This window comes from Indiicoccus explosivorum, assembly GCF_002167005.1.
GTDB lineage: Bacteria > Bacillota > Bacilli > Bacillales_A > Planococcaceae > Indiicoccus > Indiicoccus explosivorum.
Genome location: NZ_NHTN01000016.1, coordinates 46,753 through 65,753, shown reverse-complemented (window position 1 = coordinate 65,753; position 19,001 = coordinate 46,753). Strand labels below are relative to the sequence as shown.

At 52.3% G+C, this 19,001-nt stretch carries 18 protein-coding genes and 1 tRNA gene; 2 read left to right on the top strand and 17 right to left on the bottom strand.

Features of this window, described 5'->3' with window-relative positions:
* Positions 1–167: 167 nt before the first annotated feature.
* Together CCE92_RS05335 and CCE92_RS05330 are read right to left on the bottom strand one after the other, a co-directional pair.
* Positions 168–398 (bottom strand): glutaredoxin family protein, encoded by a 231-nt coding sequence (locus tag CCE92_RS05335; RefSeq protein WP_088006493.1) that lies wholly within the window; start codon positions 396–398, stop codon positions 168–170.
* A 167-nt stretch (positions 399–565) separates the two neighbouring features.
* Positions 566–637: transfer RNA gene (locus tag CCE92_RS05330), tRNA-Arg, on the bottom strand.
* A gap of 174 nt (positions 638–811) precedes the next feature.
* Here CCE92_RS05330 and clpP point away from each other — a divergent pair.
* Positions 812–1,411: an ATP-dependent Clp endopeptidase proteolytic subunit ClpP gene (gene clpP / locus CCE92_RS05325; protein ID WP_088006492.1), complete on the top strand. Its 600-nt coding sequence runs from the start codon at positions 812–814 to the stop codon at positions 1,409–1,411.
* Between the two features lie 43 nt (positions 1,412–1,454).
* Here the strand turns inward: clpP and CCE92_RS05320 are convergent, their stop codons facing one another.
* The 12 genes from CCE92_RS05320 to hprK all read right to left on the bottom strand — a co-directional run bounded on the left by CCE92_RS05320 (position 1,455) and on the right by hprK (position 11,961).
* Positions 1,455–1,712, bottom strand: a complete 258-nt coding sequence (locus tag CCE92_RS05320) for an HPr family phosphocarrier protein (protein WP_088006491.1) — start codon at positions 1,710–1,712, stop codon at positions 1,455–1,457.
* 65 nt (positions 1,713–1,777) lie between these two features.
* The gene (gene whiA / locus CCE92_RS05315; RefSeq protein WP_088006490.1) at positions 1,778–2,725 is read right to left on the bottom strand and encodes a DNA-binding protein WhiA; all 948 of its coding nucleotides are present in this window, start codon (positions 2,723–2,725) and stop codon (positions 1,778–1,780) included.
* 20 nt (positions 2,726–2,745) lie between these two features.
* Entirely contained in the window at positions 2,746–3,744 is a 999-nt protein-coding gene (gene mgfK, locus CCE92_RS05310; RefSeq protein WP_277621515.1) for a gluconeogenesis morphogenetic factor MgfK, read from the bottom strand.
* Positions 3,745–3,748: 4 nt separating this feature from the next.
* Positions 3,749–4,630, bottom strand: coding sequence for an RNase adapter RapZ (rapZ, locus tag CCE92_RS05305; protein ID WP_088006489.1), 882 nt, complete (start codon positions 4,628–4,630; stop codon positions 3,749–3,751).
* Positions 4,617–5,105: an NUDIX hydrolase gene (locus tag CCE92_RS05300; RefSeq protein ID WP_088006488.1), complete on the bottom strand. Its 489-nt coding sequence runs from the start codon at positions 5,103–5,105 to the stop codon at positions 4,617–4,619. Before CCE92_RS05300 ends, rapZ begins: the two co-directional genes overlap by 14 nt.
* A 208-nt stretch (positions 5,106–5,313) precedes the next feature.
* Positions 5,314–6,264 carry a thioredoxin-disulfide reductase gene (gene trxB / locus CCE92_RS05295; RefSeq protein WP_088006487.1) on the bottom strand — a complete coding sequence of 317 codons (951 nt, stop codon included), beginning with the start codon at positions 6,262–6,264 and terminating at the stop codon, positions 5,314–5,316.
* Positions 6,265–6,332: 68 nt separating this feature from the next.
* Positions 6,333–7,856, bottom strand: coding sequence for a tetratricopeptide repeat protein (locus CCE92_RS05290; protein WP_088006486.1), 1,524 nt, complete (start codon positions 7,854–7,856; stop codon positions 6,333–6,335).
* Positions 7,857–8,072: 216 nt separating this feature from the next.
* Positions 8,073–8,594 (bottom strand): acyltransferase, encoded by a 522-nt coding sequence (locus tag CCE92_RS05285; RefSeq protein WP_088006485.1) that lies wholly within the window; start codon positions 8,592–8,594, stop codon positions 8,073–8,075.
* Positions 8,591–9,244, bottom strand: coding sequence for a pyrophosphatase PpaX (gene ppaX / locus CCE92_RS05280; protein WP_088006484.1), 654 nt, complete (start codon positions 9,242–9,244; stop codon positions 8,591–8,593). Before ppaX ends, CCE92_RS05285 begins: the two co-directional genes overlap by 4 nt.
* Positions 9,241–10,176, bottom strand: a complete 936-nt coding sequence (locus CCE92_RS05275) for a nucleoside recognition domain-containing protein (protein WP_088006483.1) — start codon at positions 10,174–10,176, stop codon at positions 9,241–9,243. Before CCE92_RS05275 ends, ppaX begins: the two co-directional genes overlap by 4 nt.
* Before the next feature lie 22 nt (positions 10,177–10,198).
* The gene (lgt, locus tag CCE92_RS05270; protein ID WP_088006482.1) at positions 10,199–11,014 is read right to left on the bottom strand and encodes a prolipoprotein diacylglyceryl transferase; all 816 of its coding nucleotides are present in this window, start codon (positions 11,012–11,014) and stop codon (positions 10,199–10,201) included.
* A 20-nt stretch (positions 11,015–11,034) separates the two neighbouring features.
* Positions 11,035–11,961, bottom strand: coding sequence for an HPr(Ser) kinase/phosphatase (gene hprK / locus CCE92_RS05265; RefSeq protein WP_088006481.1), 927 nt, complete (start codon positions 11,959–11,961; stop codon positions 11,035–11,037).
* Between the two features lie 131 nt (positions 11,962–12,092).
* Here hprK and CCE92_RS05260 point away from each other — a divergent pair, with 131 nt between their 5' ends.
* The gene (locus CCE92_RS05260) at positions 12,093–12,650 is read left to right on the top strand and encodes an N-acetylmuramoyl-L-alanine amidase family protein (protein ID WP_088006480.1); all 558 of its coding nucleotides are present in this window, start codon (positions 12,093–12,095) and stop codon (positions 12,648–12,650) included.
* A 108-nt stretch (positions 12,651–12,758) separates the two neighbouring features.
* Here the strand turns inward: CCE92_RS05260 and CCE92_RS05255 are convergent, their stop codons facing one another.
* From CCE92_RS05255 to uvrB, 3 genes are read right to left on the bottom strand one after another with little or no spacing between them, the layout of a single operon-like run.
* On the bottom strand, positions 12,759–13,943 hold the full coding sequence (locus CCE92_RS05255) for a DUF4097 family beta strand repeat-containing protein (RefSeq protein ID WP_088006479.1): 1,185 nt from the start codon (positions 13,941–13,943) through the stop codon (positions 12,759–12,761).
* Between the two features lie 57 nt (positions 13,944–14,000).
* A complete protein-coding gene (gene uvrA, locus CCE92_RS05250; RefSeq protein ID WP_088006478.1) occupies positions 14,001–16,883 on the bottom strand; it encodes an excinuclease ABC subunit UvrA in 2,883 nt (960 codons plus the stop codon).
* Positions 16,884–16,888: 5 nt separating this feature from the next.
* Positions 16,889–18,880 (bottom strand): excinuclease ABC subunit UvrB, encoded by a 1,992-nt coding sequence (gene uvrB / locus CCE92_RS05245; RefSeq protein ID WP_088006477.1) that lies wholly within the window; start codon positions 18,878–18,880, stop codon positions 16,889–16,891.
* Between the last annotated feature and the right edge of the window lie 121 nt (positions 18,881–19,001).

Genomic DNA, 19,001 nt, shown 5'->3' with positions numbered 1-19,001 from the left:
GTCCCAACACTTTCAGTCTACTGATTTTCCGGATAAAATGCAAATAAAAAAGAGCACTTCAGCAGAAGCGCTCTTCAAATCCAAAAAACAGTAAAATATATGGATGAGCTTATATCAGGCCCGATCTGCTCCTGCCGCCATATTTAATCCGCATGATTGCGGACAGCTCACAGATCAAGCGCTTCTATCAAGTCAGCATAGCCGATGTTCCCGTACAGCAGCACTTCGTCTTCCCGGGCAACCACCGGAATCATCAGCATAAATTTCCCGTTCAGGACATCATCGGATTCGATGTCGATCTCTTGATAATCCACCGAAAAATCTTCTTTCACCAGCTCGAGCATCCGTTTCGCTTCCTCACAGAGCGGGCAGTTTTTCCGCGAATAAAAAGTCAGCATTCCATTTCCTCCTTAATCACTTCACTGATTTTTTGCACCGGAAGAAGATTCAATATGCTTCTCCGTGACGGAAAGCTGCCGATACCGACAGTCTGTTCCAAATCGGGGAATTGTGAAAGGTAAAGAAAAAGAGCGCTGTTCCGACTGACGGAAAAGCGCTCTCGGTATACCCTCGGAGGGAATCGAACCCCCATCTCAAGAACCGGAATCTTACGTGTTATCCATTACACCACGAGGGCCTGTCTCTTAACGACTTTTCCATTATATAAAGGAAGTCTGGATTTTGCAAGAGGTAATTTAGAAAATCATTTGATTTGACCTTCATTGACGTTCCTGTGTATGATGAAATTACAGCTGAGACGCATCAGCGATGTAAATGACACACTACCCATTAACCGAGGAGGCTAACGTCCATGAACTTAATTCCTACAGTAATTGAACAGACAAGCCGCGGAGAACGCGCTTACGACATTTATTCCCGCCTGTTGAAGGACCGGGTGATCATGCTCGGCAGCGGAATCGATGACAACGTGGCGAACTCGATTGTCGCGCAGCTTCTGTTCCTCGAAGCGGAAGATCCGGAGAAAGATATCTCCATATACATCAACAGCCCTGGCGGGAGCATCACCGCAGGTATGGCAATTTATGATACGATGCAATTCATCCGCCCTGACGTGCAGACGATCTGCATCGGCATGGCTGCATCGATGGGAGCGTTCCTTCTGGCAGCCGGCACGAAAGGGAAACGGTATGCCCTGCCGAATGCGGAAGTTATGATTCACCAGCCGCTCGGCGGCGCTCAAGGACAGGCGACAGAAATAGAGATCGCCGCGAAACGGATTTTGTTCCTTCGTGAAAAGCTTAACCAGATCCTGTCCGAACGTACAGGTCAGCCGCTGGAAGTCATTTCCCGCGATACGGATCGCGATAACTTCATGACAGCTGAACGCGCTCTTGACTACGGCTTGGTCGACCAGATCATCACCCGTAACAAACTGAACGAAGGCAAATAAGAAAAAACCGGAAGCGGCTGGACCGCTTCCGGTTTTTTTCTGTTCAGGCATCATTTTCGACCAGCGCGGCCAGCCCTTCTACTGCTGATTCCTCATCTGTCCCATCTGCAGAAATTACAACGTCTGTCCCTCTGCCGATTGCCAGACTCATGATGCCCATGATGCTTTTCGCATTCACTTTCTTGTCGTCTTTCTCCAGGTAAACATCTGCACTGTAGCGGTTCGCTTCCTGGACGAACAGCGCTGCCTGCCTGGCCTGCAGACCGGTTTTCAATTGAACTGTCACTCGTTTTTCTGTCATTCCAAAGCCTCCTTGGCACGATACTTCAATCATAGCCGAGTTTCCGGCGAATGAAAAGCCTGTCCTTACCTGCGGATGGGCTCTCCCCGTTTCAGCGCTTCCGCGATTTCGTCGATTTTTCTCAGCCGGTGATTGACGCCTGACTTGCTGACCGCTCCTGCCGACACCATTTCGCCGAGCTCTTTCAGCGTCACATCCTGGTACTCGACCCGGAGCCTCGCTATTTCCCGAAGCTTTTCCGGCAGCTGGTCGATTCCGACTGTATCATCGATATAGCGGATATTTTCGACTTGTCTCAATGCCGCCCCGATGGTTTTATTTAAATTGGCGGTCTCGCAGTTTACAAGCCTGTTGACGCTGTTGCGCATATCCCGCACGATCCGTACATCCTCGAACTTCAGGAGCGCCATATGCGCGCCTGCGACACTCAGGAAATCCGCGATTTTTTCCGCTTCTTTCAAATAAGTGACATATCCTTTCTTGCGTTCAATGGTCTTCGAATTCAGACTGAATACATTCATCAAATCAGCCAGCGCTTCTGCGTGCTCGCGGTATAACGTGTAAATCTCCAAGTGATAGGAGGAAGTCTCCGGATTGTTCACCGAACCTCCTGCCAGAAACGCCCCTCTCAAGTAGGCCCGTTTGCAGCATTTGTTCTTCACCAGTTTTTCATCAATGGTATGCCGGAATCCGAATTCATCGGATAAGATGCCGAGGTCTTCGAGGATGCCTTTGACCCCTTCACGAAGACGGCAGATATAGACGTTGTTCTTTTTCAGCCGCATCTTCTTCCGGACCAATAACTCTACACTGTACGGATAAAAGCGTTTCAGAAATGTATAAATCCGCCGCGCGATGGCTGCGTTTTCCGTCTGGATATCCAGCGTCATTTTCCGGTTCGTAAATGACAGGACACCATTCATCTGGATCATAGCTGAAAGTTCAGCTCTTCCGCAGCAATCATCTGCTTCCACTTGTGTCAGTTCTTTTTTTGTTTCAGAAGCAAACGACATTCCTTCCCCCCCTTTATTCTCTATGGGCGTTTCGCACCGCTATCCTTGGCTGGCCGGCCGCTTGCATAGCGATACAGCCATTCCGCTACTTTCCTCGGTTCATGTCTGACGGATCCTTGCTGGACAGAAGCGATGTCTTCCCTGTACACTTCCAAACCTAACTTTTGAAGCCGTTCGACATCGAACAGCACAGGAGCGGCTTTTTCCTGCTTGTACCGTTCCGCGGTCTTCGGCGGCAGTTCCGCGATATTGAGCAGGATCGCATCCAAAAAAGCTTCCCCGACGTGGTCATAAAGCGCCCGCACGTGGTCCGCTGAGGAATAATTATGAGTTTCGCCCGCCTGGGTCATTAAATTGCAGATGTACAATTTCTTTGCCGCCGAGGCGAGAACCGCTTCCCGGATATCGGTGACGAGCAGATTCGGCAATATGCTCGTATAGAGCGATCCCGGTCCGATCACAATGATATCCGCGGCGTGGATTGCATCGACCGAATCACATAAAGCCCTTGCGCTGTCCGGTTCGATGAAAACCCGCTTTATGGGCTGCCGGCCTGCCGGAATTTTCGATTCCCCGCTGATCACCGTGCCGTCCGTCATTTCAGCATGAAGCGTCACAATCTGGTTTGCCGCAGGCAGGACCGTCCCTTTAATATTCAGGACACGGCTCATTTCCTTGACGGCATGTGCGAAATCACCCGTGATTTCCGTCAAGGCTGCAAGCATGAGGTTTCCGAGGGAGTGACCCTTCAAGTCCACCGAATTCCTGAACCGGAACTGGAACATTTCTTCTACAAGCGGTTCGGCGTCCGATAAGGCTGCAATCACTTTTCGGATATCCCCAGGCGCGGGGATATCAAGCGCGCTTGTAAGCCGTCCTGAGCTTCCGCCATCATCGGCTACCGTTACGATGGCGGTCAGGTCCAGGTCCAGGTCTTTCAGTCCGCGCAGGAGCGTCGACAGTCCGGTGCCTCCGCCGATAATGACCACCCGCTTCTGCTGTAACATGAAATGTTCCATTCCGTCAGTCCTTTCTTCCCTTGACATCCCGATGCGTCACGATCGTCCGGTCCTTTTCCCCGAGGACTTTCCCGAAGTACTCAGCCAGTGTCACAGACCTGTGCTGACCTCCGGTACAGCCGAACGCGATGGTCAGCTGCGCTTTTCCTTCCTTTTTGTATTGCGGAATCATAAACTGGAACAAATCCGTCAGCTTTTCTATGAGTTCCTGCGTCTCCTGCCACTGCAGCACATAATCAGCGACAGGCGCGTCGAGTCCCGAATGGGGTTTCAGCTCTTCGATATAGTAAGGATTCGGCAAGAAGCGCACATCGAAGACCAGATCGGCATCAATCGGAATACTGTGTTTGAATCCGAAAGAAATGACATTGATGGTGAAATTGTTTTCGTCTGAAGAAGAGAAGTCAGCAGTAATCCGCTCTTTCAAGTCCCGCGGCTTCATTCCGGTGGTATTGTAGATGTACTGCGCGCGTCCCTGAAGATCCATAAGCATGTCCCGCTCTTTTTTAATACCTTGGAGGATCAGTCCTCCGCTGGACAGTGGATGCGATCTTCTCGTTTCTTTATACCGGCTGACCAGCGTCTGGTTGTCCGCATCAAGAAAAAGGATCCGGACGGCAACATGCGGATCTTTTTCCAGCGTATCGATGGCGTCGAGCAGACTGTGGAAAAAGTTTCCCCCGCGCAAATCCATCACGGCGGCGACCCGCCTCATGGACTTGCCGGAATCGCGCATCAGCTGAAGGAAAGTCGGGAGAAGTTCAGGCGGCAGGTTGTCGATCGTAAAAAATCCGAGATCTTCGAAACTTTGGATGGCGACCGTCTTTCCTGCTCCTGACATGCCGGTTATGATGATGAGCTCTGTCGTTCTGCTATTTTGTTCCATTCGCTGTCTTCCCTTCCTCCGACTGCTGGACCGATTCACTGATTAATGAAAAATCCGGCGTATACGTGAATGTTCCATATTGGATCCCTGGTTTTCCGGCCGCAAAAATCAGGTTCGTCCGGTCGCCTTCCGCCATCGGCAGTGATGACAGCGCCTCCACGGGATGCCACTCCAGCACGCCTTCCCTGTTTTCCTTCACGGGTTCTCCGGCCAGTCCGCCGGCCGTGAATGTATACAGCATCCATTCATCCACCACTTCCTCTCCTTCGCGGATCACCATGGTGTAGACGCCTTTCAGATGCGTGCCGACCGGCTCCGCTTCTGTTTCTTCTGTGAATTCGCGGATGGCCGCTTCATAAACCGATTCACCGGGCTCCATCTTACCGCCTGGCGCTACATACCAGCCCCGTCTCGGTTTTTTCAGAAGCAGCACTTGTCCGTCCTTGATCACTAATAAATTCGCAATTCGCTGCACGTTCGACACTCCGCATCTTATATAAACTGATTCCTATTATACACTTGTTCCGGGTGTGCCGTAAAAAAGAATGCAAAAAGAGGCCGTCTGCCGGGTGTGCCGGCAAACGGCCTTCAAAGTGTTGCTATTAAAAGGGGGTCAATTACTACTCTTACTATACCTTGTTAACATGTCAAAGCGATTACAGCACTGTTAAGAACAAATTAAATTACGCGTTCACTTCGGATTTTTCTTTCATTTCCTCCACATAGTGCTGGGCCGCCTGGGCAGCAATGCTGCCGTCGCCGGTCGCTGTCACGACTTGCCGCAAGGTCTTTTCCCGGACATCCCCTGCCGCGAATATGCCTTCCACGGACGTTTCCATCTCATCGTTTGTTCTGATGTATCCTTCCTCATTCAGAATACCGAGAGATTCGAAGGGCTTTGTCAGCGGGAGCATTCCGATATAAATGAAGACCCCATCCGTCTTGAATTCTTTTTCCGATCCGTCTTCAGTGGACTCGAGGAGGACTTTGCTCACTTTCCCCTCTTCCCCCTTAATTTCTTTGACGGTGGTGTTCCAGATGAAATCGATCTTTTCGTTTTTGAATGCACGGTCTTGGATGATCTTCTGGGCGCGCAGCTCGTCCCGCCGGTGCACGATGGTCACTTTTTCTGCAAATCGTGTAAGATATACGCCCTCCTCGACAGCGGAATCACCACCGCCGACAACGACAAGTTCCTTCCCTTTGAAAAAGGCGCCATCACAGACCGCACAATAACTGACACCGCGTCCGCTGAATTCCTGTTCGCCCGGAATACCGAGCTTTTTATATTCAGCGCCTGATGAAATGATGATCGAACGGGCTTTGAATTCTTTCGAACCTGCTTTGACGATTTTGATATCGCCTTCTTCTGTAATGGCCGATACGTCGCCATAACCATATTCGGCGCCGAAGCGCTGCGCGTGTTCATACATTTTCGTCGACAGATCCGGCCCTAATATGGAATCAAAACCGGGATAGTTTTCGATTTCTTCAGTATTGACCATCTGACCGCCCGGAACGCCCCGTTCCAGCATCAGGGTCGAAAGATTCGCCCGTGATGTATAGACAGCCGCCGTCAGTCCGGCTGGTCCTGCTCCGATAATAATCACATCATAAATTTTTTCTTCTGCCATCATGGTCCCTCCTGTCTACTCAATGTCTAAAGCGTAATCAATTATCCCAATGCCAGCAACTATTCTGCCTAGTTGCCAGCTATCTGGATAAATCGGAAAATCTCTTCTGCATATTTTGTCAGCGTCGGCACACCGACACCGTAGCACGCGGCAAATTCTTTTTTGGTCACCGAATCACCGCGGGACGATTCATATAAAAACTTGAATGCAGCCGCAATCGCAGCAGGGTTCCGGAAGTGATACCCCATGGACAGCGCCCGGTCGCCGAATGAAAACCAGAGCCGGAACATCCCCGCGTTATCCTCCGTCACCATATCATCGGTCCCGTACAGCAGTTCAGTGGCGTCCATAAACCGAACGAATGCTTTTTCCGCTGCATTCTCCTCATTGAACTGATGGCCGAGGGAATAACCGAGGATGTACGTTTCCATGACCGACAGCTGATCCGTCTGCAGCCACTTCGGATGTGAAATGATCTCCTGGCGGTGGGAAGATTTCCCTAACAGGAACAATCCAAACAGCCGCCTGTCCGGGAGCGGGTGGTCCAGCTGCTCGATCAGGAATTGCCTGTCGTGTTCAAGCGCATCGGCATGCGGCATTTCCTCCTGATCTGCCCATGGTTCGGAGCCTTCTTTCGTGACGTCCATCAGGACCAGCTGACGCCAGGCCTCTTTTGCGACCGCTGGCTGGCCGGAATGGTAAGCTGCATTCGACAGCCAGAAATAGAATCCCGGATCCCCTTCAAACCCACGTTTCTGGAGACTCCGCAACCAGTTGAATGCCTCATTGTGCTCGCCGACAAGCGCGAATGTCGCTCCCAGCTTGTACCGGTGCTCGAATACATAAGGCTTGATTTTTTTCAAAAGCGCCAAGACATCTTCTAGCTCGGGATTTTTTTCGTAATAATAAATGACCGCCAAATTGCAGAGCGCATGGAGGTTTCCGGTGTTTTGACGGAGGACCGAATAAAGGAGCGCTTTTGCATCCTCCGCCTCCCCGATATAGAAATAAGCGAGTGACAAGTTGTTGTAAGCCGCGAAGAAATCCGGCTTTTCATCAATCAGTTCTTCCAGCAGCTTGATCGCTTCTTCGAAGTTCCCTTGTTCCATCCGCCGTCTTGCCTGTTCCTGACGCCGGTACATCTCCGTATCGCCTGTTTCTTCCTCTTTAAACAGATGCCATTCTTCCTGTTCCGCGAAATCGATGATTTCAAACGATTCTTCCGCATATTCACCGTTTATATCCTGTTCGGTATACTGTTTGGCAAAATCCCTGGCTTCCAGGAAACGACCCATATGGGCAAATGTTTCCGCCAGGAAATACAAAATATCCGTTTCAGTCGGATCCAGTTCATGCGCTGTCTGGAGGATATCCGCCGCCCCTTCGAAATCTTCGATCTCCAAGAGGACGACGCCATACTGCATAAGAATGAGCGGATCTTCCGGACTTAGTTCGGCAGCCCGGCGCAAATACTTCAGTGCCCTATCGAATTGGCCGCGATTAAGAGCGGTCAGCGCCTTCTTGAAGTAATAATCGCCCGTCGGAATGAAGGACACGACGTTCCCTTTTCCATTTTTTCTCTTTTTCTCCAATCGATAACCTCCTGCCCGCAATAAAATACACGCGTAATTTTCAAGATAAAAAGCTATGTCCGTACTTTATTGTAATATCGGTTTCAATCTTTATTTCAGCTGGGCTTCGTTCGGTTGATCGGTTTCCGGCCGAACCGCCAGCCCATGCCGACCGCCACTGAAGGCGTTCATTTCAGTATAACACAGTCCAAGACACCAAAAAACTTCCTTGAAGCATTAAGCTTTCAAGGAAGCGGCTTTTCGTTCGGCCATTTCTTCTGCCGTATAAATGATCTTCATCGGATTGCCGCCCGCAAATGCGCCGGGAGGAACATCCCGGTTCACAAGTGTGGCAGCGGATATGATGGCTCCATCACCGATGGTAACTCCCGGCAACACGGTCGAGTTAGCGCCGATCATCACTTCATTCCCGATCAGCACATCGCCAAGGCGGTATTCATCAATAAGGTACTCGTGTGCAAGGAGTGTGGTGTTGAATCCGATGACCGAATTGGCTCCGACACGGATCCGTTCTGGAAACATGACATCAGGAACTACCATGAGCGCGAATGCGGTCTGTTTTCCGACTTTCATCTGAAGGAATGTCCTGTACAGCCAATTTTTCACCGACATGAACGGCGTATAACGGCCGATCTGGATGACAACGAAATTTTTGGCGACTTTCCAGAATGATACGGTCTGGTAAATCTGCCAAAGCGAATTACTGCCAGTGACGGGATAGCGCTCGGTCTTCCTCATGAAATCGGTTCCTTCCCGATTTCCAGTAAATCAGAAATGTGGCGGAGCATAAAGTCCGGCTTAAAGGAAGCGAGAAATGCTTCTCCCTTGGCGGCCCATGCGACGCCGGCTGTCTTGACTCCGGCATTCCGTCCCCCTTCGATGTCATGGGAATTGTCACCAATCATCAAGGCGTGCGCTTTATCCACCCCTAACCGGTCAAGCGCCAGCTGCACCGGTTCAGGATGGGGCTTCGGATTCACCACGTCATCCAGGCTGATCAGGACATCGAACGCATCGGACAGATCCATAAGCGCCAGCCCCCGTTCGATGACCACACGCCTTTTTGTCGAAACAATGGCCAATTTCATCCCTTTCGCTTTCAGCAGGCGGATCGTCTCTCCTACACCATCATACTCCCTGACAAGTTCGTCATGGAGTTCAAGATTCAATTCGCGGTAAGCCTGTGTCAGTTCTTCCACCCGGTCCGGTGCGATTCGGGAAAACGTCTGGCTCAGTGATGGTCCGTTGAAATGGATGACATCCTCCGCCGTGAAACGGCCCGGATAGAATTCGCCAAGTACACCGAGGAAAGTCTGCTCGATCAATTCATTAGTATCGAGAAGTGTACCGTCAAAATCGAAAAGCATCGCTTTAAACATGCCGCTCATAGAGCCGGCACCTCCTTCCGGTTTTCATCCGCCCGGCGCCAGAACCAGGCGACTGTAATCGTCAATACGAGAGCGGTTCCGACCCGGAGCAGCAGGAGCGGCCAAACCGGAATGCCCAGCGGAATAAAAATGAGTGTATCTTCTATCACTGCATGGCAGGCAACAAGAAAAATGAATGCGAGCGTCGCATCCTTTCGGCTGACGCCCTCTTCCTGAACAGCCTGGATCATTACACCCGCTCCCATGGCAAGCCCGATCAGCAGTCCTGCGACGAGTGTAGTGGAAGTGTTTTTCTGCACGCCCAGCAGCCTGGTGAACGGAACGAGAAGGTCGGCGAATTTGGCAAGGAAACCGAAATCCTTCAGAAATTGGAGAGCGATCATCAGCGGTATGACGATCATTGCCAGCTGAAGGACGCCCGTGGACGCTTTTTCCAGACCGAGCAAGAAAATCTCCAGCCAATTTACGGGCACTGCTGTTTCAGCCGGCGCAAAGCCATACTGAGCGATTTCCCCGCCTCCGTGCCAGACGAGATTGATGACAATCGCCGAAACAGCTGCAAGTCCGAACCGGACAACAAGGACCACCCACAGCCGGACACCGACTTTAAGTGCGACTCCGGTCTCGATAAATAAATTATGCGAAAACGACAGCATCACTGCGAGGATGAACACTTCTTTGACTGTCAACTCCAGCGACAGGATGCCGGCGATCCCGGCATACAGATTCAGCGCATTCCCCAACACGAGCGGAATGGCAGCTTCTCCGCTCAGTCCGAACAGCGCCATGAGCGGGGAAACGAGATCAATGATAAAGGGCAGAACCGGTGTATACTGCAGCATGACCACGATGAGCGTAATCGGAAAAATCACTTTTCCGAGCGCCCATGTCGTCCGGATGCCGGCAGCCGCACCGTTTTTCAACGTTTTCATAAACAGCAAATCCACCTTCCGGTCAGTCGAGATAGTGGGCCGGCTTCCGGATCGTCAGGCGCCGGACGGCGATCAAGGCAGCCGCCACCAATATGATGAACACAGAAATCACCTGTGCGGCCCGGAGCCCCCCGAACAGTTCAAGAATCAGGCTGTCCGTCCGCATCCCTTCTATGAAGAAGCGGCCGAATGAATACCATATTAAATACGAGAAGAAAATTTCGCCCCGGACAAGATTCACCCGGCGGAGCAAAAGCAGCAGAATGACACCCAGGAAATTCCACAGCGATTCATAGAGGAACGTCGGATGATAATAAGCCCCTTCTATGTACATTTGGCTGATGATCCAGTCAGGCAGCAAAAGATTTTCCAGAAAAGCGCGCGACACCTCTCCGCCATGGGCTTCCTGGTTGATGAAATTTCCCCAGCGGCCGATCGCCTGCCCGAGCAGCAGACTGGGAGCCAAAATGTCTGCGACTTTCAAAAACGGCACATTGCGTTTTTTCGTGAATAAATATGCCACGATCACTGCAGCTATAATGGCGCCGTGTATGGCAAGGCCTCCTTCCCAGATCTGGAAAATCTGTGAAGGATTCTCGCTGTAATATTCCCACTTGAAAATCACATAATAAAGACGGGCGCCCAGAATGGAAAGCGGAACGGCCCACAAGAGCATATCCGTCAGAAAGTCTTCGTCGAACCCTCTCCTGACTATTTCCCGCTGGCCGAGCAGGAAAGCCAGGATGATGCCGGTGACGATGATAACGCCATACCAGCGGACGTCAATCGGTCCGAGCGACACCGCGATCGGATCGATTGCAGCAACAGTAAAATGCATGATGAACTCCTCTCCAGTCATTACAATGGATTATTCGAGATTACTTGGTCCAGCCGCGTCGAAAAATCTTCCGCCGCATTGACCCCCATTTGTTTCAGCCGATGATTCATGGCTGCCACTTCAATGATGACAGACAAATTCCGTCCTGGTCGGACCGGGATGGTCAGTTTCGTCAGTTCGGTATCGATGATTTTCGTCTTCTCCTCTTCCAGTCCGAGCCGGTCATAAGTCTTTTCGCTGTCCCAGATCTCCAGGTCGATGACAAGCGAAATCCGTTTATGGTTCCGGACAGCACTGGCGCCGAAAAGCGTCATGACGTCGATGATTCCGATCCCGCGGATTTCAAGCAAGTGCTCGATTAGCTTGGGCACACTGCCGACAAGCGTGTTCTCAGTCTCCTGGCGGATCTCCACGCAGTCGTCCGCTACGAGCCGATGTCCTTTTTTTACAAGTTCCAGCGCAGCCTCACTTTTTCCGACACCGCTTTTGCCTGTGATCAAAATTCCGATCCCGTAAACATCGACAAGTACGCCATGGACGGCAGTAGTCGGTGCCAGCCGGCTTTCCAAGTAGTTCGTCAGTCTCCCTGAAAAGCGGGTCGTCGTCATCGCGGTGCTCAGAACAGGGACATGACGGAAATTCGATGCCGCCACCAGCTCGGGAGGGACTTCCTCGCCATGTGCGACGACGACAGCTGGCGTATCATCTGTGCAGAGCTTGATCATCCGGGACTTCCGTTCTTCTTCATCCAGCATGGAGAAAAAGGAAAGTTCTGTTTTTCCGAGCAGTTGGACCCGATTTGCGGGATAATGTGTAAAATACCCGGCCATTTCCAGCCCCGGCCGTGAAATATCGCTGACCGTGATATGCCGGCCGATTCCTTCTTCGCCGCTGACAAGCGCCAGCTGGAATGTATCCATAACGTCGTTAACTGTTACTTGCCCCATAACCGCCCCTCTTTTCCTTTATTTATCTTTCAGTCAATCTACGCCTTATTCTACCACGCTGACACTCTTTTAACAGTACGGTGTCTCCATCTCCCGTCATTTTTCCTATATAGAGATCGGGAGGGGATAACTTGAAAATAATTGTTGATGCGGGACATGGTCCGGAAACCCGGGGCAAACGGTCGCCGGACGGAACGATGCGGGAATACCATTTCAATGCCGGTGTGGCCGCGACCTTGAAGAAACTGCTTCTCCAAGCCGGCCAGACGGTCATCTTCACCCATCAGGCCGACCGGGATGTCCCGTTATATGAGCGGGTCCGTCTCGCGAATCGGATGAAGGGTGATGTTTTTGTTTCCATCCATGCCAATGCGTTCGGAACCGCTTTCAACTCAGCCGGCGGGATTGAAACATATGTCTACACACGTCCTCTTATGGAATCCACCCTGCTTGCCGACGCCATCCACAGCCGGCTGGTCAGCACAGCAGGGCTCCGGGACCGCGGCATTAAAAAAGCGGATTTCGCTGTCCTCCGGGAAACGGTCATGCCCGCTGTTCTGCTCGAGTGCGGGTTCATGACAAACCGTGGTGAATTGGCGCTGCTTAAATCGGGATCCTACCGCCAGCGCTGCGCCGATGCCATCGCGGCAGGGCTGCTGTCCTATGGAAGGAAAAGCGGGTGCTGCTGAAAAGGCCGAAAAACAGAGAAAGACGGGAAGAGGAAATGTACTCCTCTTCCCGTCTTTTTTGTTGGCTGTTTGATGATCAGGGCAACCGCTGAAAGCCGCTGCGGATCATCACTCGGCAGTGAAATAACGGACTAGGATCGATCCTGTCTTCGTCTCCCCGAAAACAAGGAGCGGAATTTCAGAATCAGCTTCCGTGTTCTTCGTGAACTTGATCGACTTCTGAAGGAGCTGTTCCGTTTCATGGACCCGTTCTGCATCTTCGAGATACACATCCATCCGGCCCAGGTTCGAAGTGACTTCCCCTTTTAATGGAAGGTGTTTCGGCACATAAATTTCGACGTTGCCGGCGACAGTCTTCGCTTCGATTTTTCTGGCTTTATCGCTTCTCGTCGTCACGACCACGTTGCCATTCAAGGACTTCGCTTCAACGGATTCCATATCGCCGTCAATATAGACCCGGCCGTTAAAGGTTTCCGCTTCCAGTTCACCGGCAGCCATTTCCTGGACCTGAATGGCCCCATTCGCTGTTTCCAATTCCGCATCCTGCACCGTGCCATCCTTCACTTCGATCTTCCCGTTCGCAGTTTTGACCCGCAACTTGCCGACATTCAGGCGCTTCATCGTGAAACCGCCGTTGAAGAGACGGGCAGTCAGGAGTTCATAGTCCTTCTCCGGGACATACAGCACCAAATTCACTTGGGTTGTTTTCAAATCACTGATGATCCGGACCTTCCTGCCGTCTGCCACAAACACGAATTTTTCGAAGAAGTCCTGCTTTGCCTGCGCCTCTGACTCAGCGCGGTACGCTTTCACGACGCATTCCGCTTTCACTTCATTCCCAGGCAGCGGAAAGACCTCCAACTGTCCGTTGGAAATATCCACGATGATTTCTTCCACTTCTGCATTTTCCTCTGAAAACGTCTGTGTGAACGTCACTGCTTCCCCTAGCGGTGATTCGAAATCCATGTTCTTCAGTTTGCCGAATGACTCCTGCATGAAGCGCATCATTTTATCGCCGAACTGGTTGAAATCCTTCGAGTAGTCACGTTTGAATTCCTTGGAGAAGTCCCGGGAGAAGTCGCGCGAAAAATCCTTGGCCAGTTTCCGGACAAAATCGTCCGGCCCGAATTTGGATCTCCCCTGCCTTTCGCGGTACTCGCTGCGTCCGCCATATGCATCCATGACAGGCGGATCCTGCTTGCTGTCCATCGCCTTGAGCAGCTCCACCGCTTCCTGGGCTGTAATCGTCCCTTTTTCGACCATATCCAGAATCCGCTCTTTTTCGTCTCCCATCGCTTCTTCCTCCTTTTGTTCATTCGCTACCTATTACGTTTCAACACTCAGAAGGTTTCACTGGACCGGCTGTTTTCTGTTTTCCGCTTTCTCGAGCTGTTCCTTCATCCGCTGGCGGTCCCGTTCAAGTATCGGTTTCAGGTAATGCCCGGTATGCGACCGGCCGGTTTCCGCAATTTCTTCCGGCGTCCCGGCAGCGAGAATCATGCCGCCCCGATCCCCGCCTTCAGGGCCGAGATCGATGATATAATCGGCGGTTTTAATGACGTCCAGATTGTGTTCGATCGTCAGTACCGTGTCCCCATTATCGACGAGACGCTGCAGGACATTCAGCAGACGGGCGATATCGTCCGCATGAAGGCCTGTAGTCGGTTCGTCCAGGATATAGAAAGACTTTCCGTTCGACCGTTTGTGAAGTTCCGAAGCCAGTTTGACACGCTGCGCTTCCCCTCCGGACAGCGTGGTCGCCGGCTGTCCGAGTTTGATGTATCCGAGTCCCACATCGACGATCGTCTTCAGTTTCCGGCTGATTTTCGGGATATTCTCGAAGAAGTCCAATGCGTCCTCGACAGTCATGTCCAGTACATCTGCAATGTTCTTCCCTTTGTATTCCACTTCCAGTGTCTCCCGGTTATACCGTTTCCCATGGCAGACTTCACAAGGAACGTAGACATCCGGCAAAAAGTGCATTTCGATCCGGATGATGCCATCACCCCGGCAGGCTTCACAGCGGCCGCCTTTCACATTAAAGCTGAAGCGGCCCTTCTTATAGCCGCGCACTTTCGCTTCATTCGTCGAAGCATAGACATCCCGGATGTTGTCGAATACACCCGTATACGTGGCCGGGTTGGAGCGCGGGGTCCGTCCGATCGGGGACTGATCGATATCAATCACTCTTTCCAGTTCCTCCTTCCCTTCCACCGACTTGTGCGCTCCCGGCTTCAATCTTGCGCGGTTCAGCTGCTGGGCGAGGGATTTATACAGGATTTCATTAATGAGCGTACTTTTCCCCGATCCCGAAACACCGGTCACCGCAGTGAATACACCGAGCGGAATATCGACGTCGACGTTCTTCAAGTTGTTTTCGCTCGCTCCCTTTATCGAGACCGACCGGCCATTCAGTTTTCTCCGTTCATGGGGAATCGGAATGAATTTTTCTCCGCTCAAGTACTGGCCTGTGATGGAATTCCGGTTTTTCATGACTTCCTCCGGCGGGCCGGCCGCTACGATCTCGCCGCCATGGACGCCTGCCCCCGGACCGATATCGATCAAATAATCCGCAGCCATCATGGTATCTTCGTCATGCTCGACCACGATCAGGGTGTTGCCGATATCGCGCATCGACTTCAGCGTCGCAATGAGCCGGTCGTTATCCCGCTGGTGGAGCCCGATGGAAGGTTCATCCAGAATGTACAGGACACCGGTCAGCCGGGAGCCGATCTGTGTGGCCAGCCTAATCCGCTGCGCCTCGCCCCCGGACAGCGTCCCGGCGGCACGGCTCATCGTCAGGTAATCGAGTCCGACGTTGATGAGGAATCCGACCCGCTCCCGGATTTCGCGCAAGATCAGGCGGGCGATCTGCATATCCTTTTCTGAAAGGGAAAGCCCCGCAAAGAATTCGTCCGCTTCGGCGACCGAAAATCCGGTCACTTGACCGATATGCAGATCGCCGATTTTGACCGCGAGTGTTTCCGGTTTCAGCCTGTAGCCATGACAGGCGGGACACGGCTGTTCAGCCATATATTTTTCCATCTGTTCCCGGATCCAGTCTGAACCGGTCTCCCGGAATCTCCGGTCCACGTTGGGCAGGACCCCTTCAAAAAATATGTGGTTGTCCCGGATCTGCCCAAAATCGTTCTCGTACCGGAACCGGATCTTCTCTTTTCCGGAGCCGTACAGCAGGATTTGCAGTTCCTCTTCCGGCAGTTCGCTTACCGGCACATCCATATTGATTCCGTAATGCTTCGCCACTGTCTCGAGAAGCTGTGGATAGTACTGTGAACTCGTCGGCTCCCAAGGCGCAATCGCATGTTCCCTTAGAGTCCTGGAGCTGTCCGGAATCACAAGCGCGGGATCGACTTCCATCTTCATTCCGAGCCCGTCGCATTCCGGGCAAGCCCCGAACGGCGAATTGAACGAGAACATCCGGGGCTCGAGCTCGCCGATGGAAAAACCGCAGATCGGGCATGCGTGGTGTTCACTGAACAGCAGTTCTTCGTGTTCCATGACATCCACCAGAACCCGCCCTTCACCAAGCTTCAGCGCAGATTCGAGTGAATCGCTCAATCGTGCGGAAATGCCTTCTTTCAGCACAATCCGGTCAATCACGACTTCAATCGTATGTTTTTTGTTTTTCTCCAGCTCGATATTATCATCCAGGTCGCGCAGCTCCCCGTCCACCCGCACGCGGACATACCCTTGTTTCCGGATATCATCCAGAAGCTTCACATGGGTCCCTTTCCGGCCGGAAATGACAGGTGCGAGGATTTGCATCCGGGTCCGTTCCGGATATTCCAAGATCCGGTCGACCATCTGCTCGACAGTCTGTGAAGAGATTTCGATTCCATGGATCGGACAGATCGGCTTCCCGACCCGTGCGAATAAAAGGCGGAGATAATCGTAGATTTCCGTGACGGTCCCCACTGTCGAACGCGGATTGCGGCTTGTCGTTTTCTGGTCGATAGAGATCGCCGGTGAAAGTCCTTCAATCAAGTCCACGTCCGGCTTATCCATCTGTCCGAGGAATTGCCTGGCATATGCCGACAGGGATTCTACATAACGGCGCTGCCCTTCAGCGTAAATGGTATCGAACGCGAGCGAGGACTTGCCAGACCCCGACAACCCGGTCATTACGACAAGCTCATCCCGCGGTATTTCCACATCGATGTTCTTCAGGTTATGGGCGCGGGCGCCCTGTATTCGGATCACTTGGTTCTTCATCGGCCTCATCCTTCCGCTTTCAGTTCAAGCACGGTATCGCGCAGTTCTGCCGCCCGTTCAAAGTCGAGCGCTCTCGCTGCTTCTTTCATTTCCTGTTCAAGCAGGTCGACCAGCTGGCGGCGTTCCGCTTTATTCAGCTTTTTGCCGGCTGCGGCTTTCGACACTTTCGCCGTATAAGTCTCTTCTTCCTCCGCCGCCACCGTAGCCCGGATGACGTCCCGGATCTCCTTGCTGATGGTCGTCGGCGTGATGCCGTGCTTTTCATTATATTCTTCCTGTATGGACCGTCGCCGGGCCGTCTCATCCAGTGCTTTCTGCATGGAATCCGTCACTTTATCCGCATAGAGAATCACTTGGCCATTCGCGTTCCGCGCGGCACGGCCGATCGTCTGGATCAGCGAGCGCTCCGAACGCAGGAACCCTTCTTTATCCGCATCCAGGATGACGACAAGCGACACTTCCGGGATATCGAGTCCTTCCCGAAGTAAGTTGATGCCGACCAGCACGTCATGGACGCCCATCCGGAGTTCCCGGATGATTTCAATGCGTTCCAGCGTCTTGATTTCGGAGTGGAGGTAATTCACTTTGATGCCCGCTTCTTTCAGGTAATCCGTCAGATCCTCCGACATTTTCTTCGTCAGCGTCGTGACCAGCACCCGTTCATTCCGGGCGCTCCTGATCTGGATTTCATCAAGCAAGTCATCGATCTGCCCCTTCGATGGCCGCACGGTGACTTCTGGATCCAAAAGCCCTGTCGGCCGGATGATCTGTTCGATCATTTCCGGCGTATGCTCGATCTCATATGGACCGGGCGTGGCGGAAACATAAACCGCCTGGCTGACATGGTTTTCGAATTCATCGAATGTGAGCGGCCGGTTATCCATAGCGGACGGCAGGCGGAACCCGTGATCGACCAGCACCTTTTTCCGTGCCTGGTCCCCGTTGAACATGCCGCGGATCTGCGGCAGTGTCACGTGGCTCTCATCGACGACGAGCAGGAAATCTTCCGGGAAGTAATCAAGCAGCGTATATGGCTGGGCGCCGGCCGGGCGCAGCGTGAGATGGCGGGAATAATTCTCGATGCCGGAACAGAAACCCATTTCACGCATCATTTCCAAGTCATAACGCGTCCGCTGTTCCAGTCTTTGTGCTTCCAGCAGCTTATCTTCAGCCCGGAGTTCGGTAAGGCGCTCTTCCAGTTCCTGTTCAATGTTTTCAATAGCTTTCACCATCTTTTCTTCCCTCGTGACAAAGTGGGAAGCAGGGAAAATCGCCACGTGATCGCGGTCCCCAAGGATTTCCCCCGTCAGGGCATCCACCTCGCGGATCCGGTCGATTTCATCCCCGAAAAATTCAATCCGCAGACAGCGCTCATCCCGGGAAGCCGGGAAGACTTCCACGACATCGCCGCGGACACGGAAAGTCCCGCGGATGAAATTGATATCATTCCGTTCGTACTGCACGTCTACCAGTTTGCGCAGCAGCTGGTTCCGCTCAATTTCCATCCCCGTCCGGAGCGACAGGACCAGTTCCCTGTATTCTTTCGGCGATCCGAGGCCGTATATGCAAGAAACGGACGCGATCACGATGACATCGTCCCGTTCGAACAGCGAACTCGTCGCCGAGTGGCGGAGTTTGTCGATTTCATCATTGATGCTCGCATCTTTCTCGATGAACGTATCCGATTGCGGCACATACGCCTCCGGCTGATAATAATCATAATAGCTCACAAAATATTCCACAGCGTTATCCGGGAAGAACTCCTTGAACTCGCTATAGAGCTGGCCGGCCAGCGTCTTGTTGTGCGCAATGACGAGAGTCGGTTTTTTCACTTCCTGGATGACGTTCGATATCGTGAATGTCTTCCCTGTTCCCGTAGCTCCGAGAAGTGTCTGATGGCGTTTGCCGTTCGCCACCCCTTCAACGAGACGTGAAATCGCCGCCGGCTGGTCACCGCCTGGCTGATACGGCGCCTGGAGTCTGAATTCCTGTTTCATTCTGTGTTCCCCCGTTCTTGTTCAATGCCTTTAGTTTATCATATGCCCGAAAAAAGCTCGAACGAAAAGCGAACGTATGTTTTAAAATCCATCATCGGCCCTTCCGGCTGAAGCTCAAGGG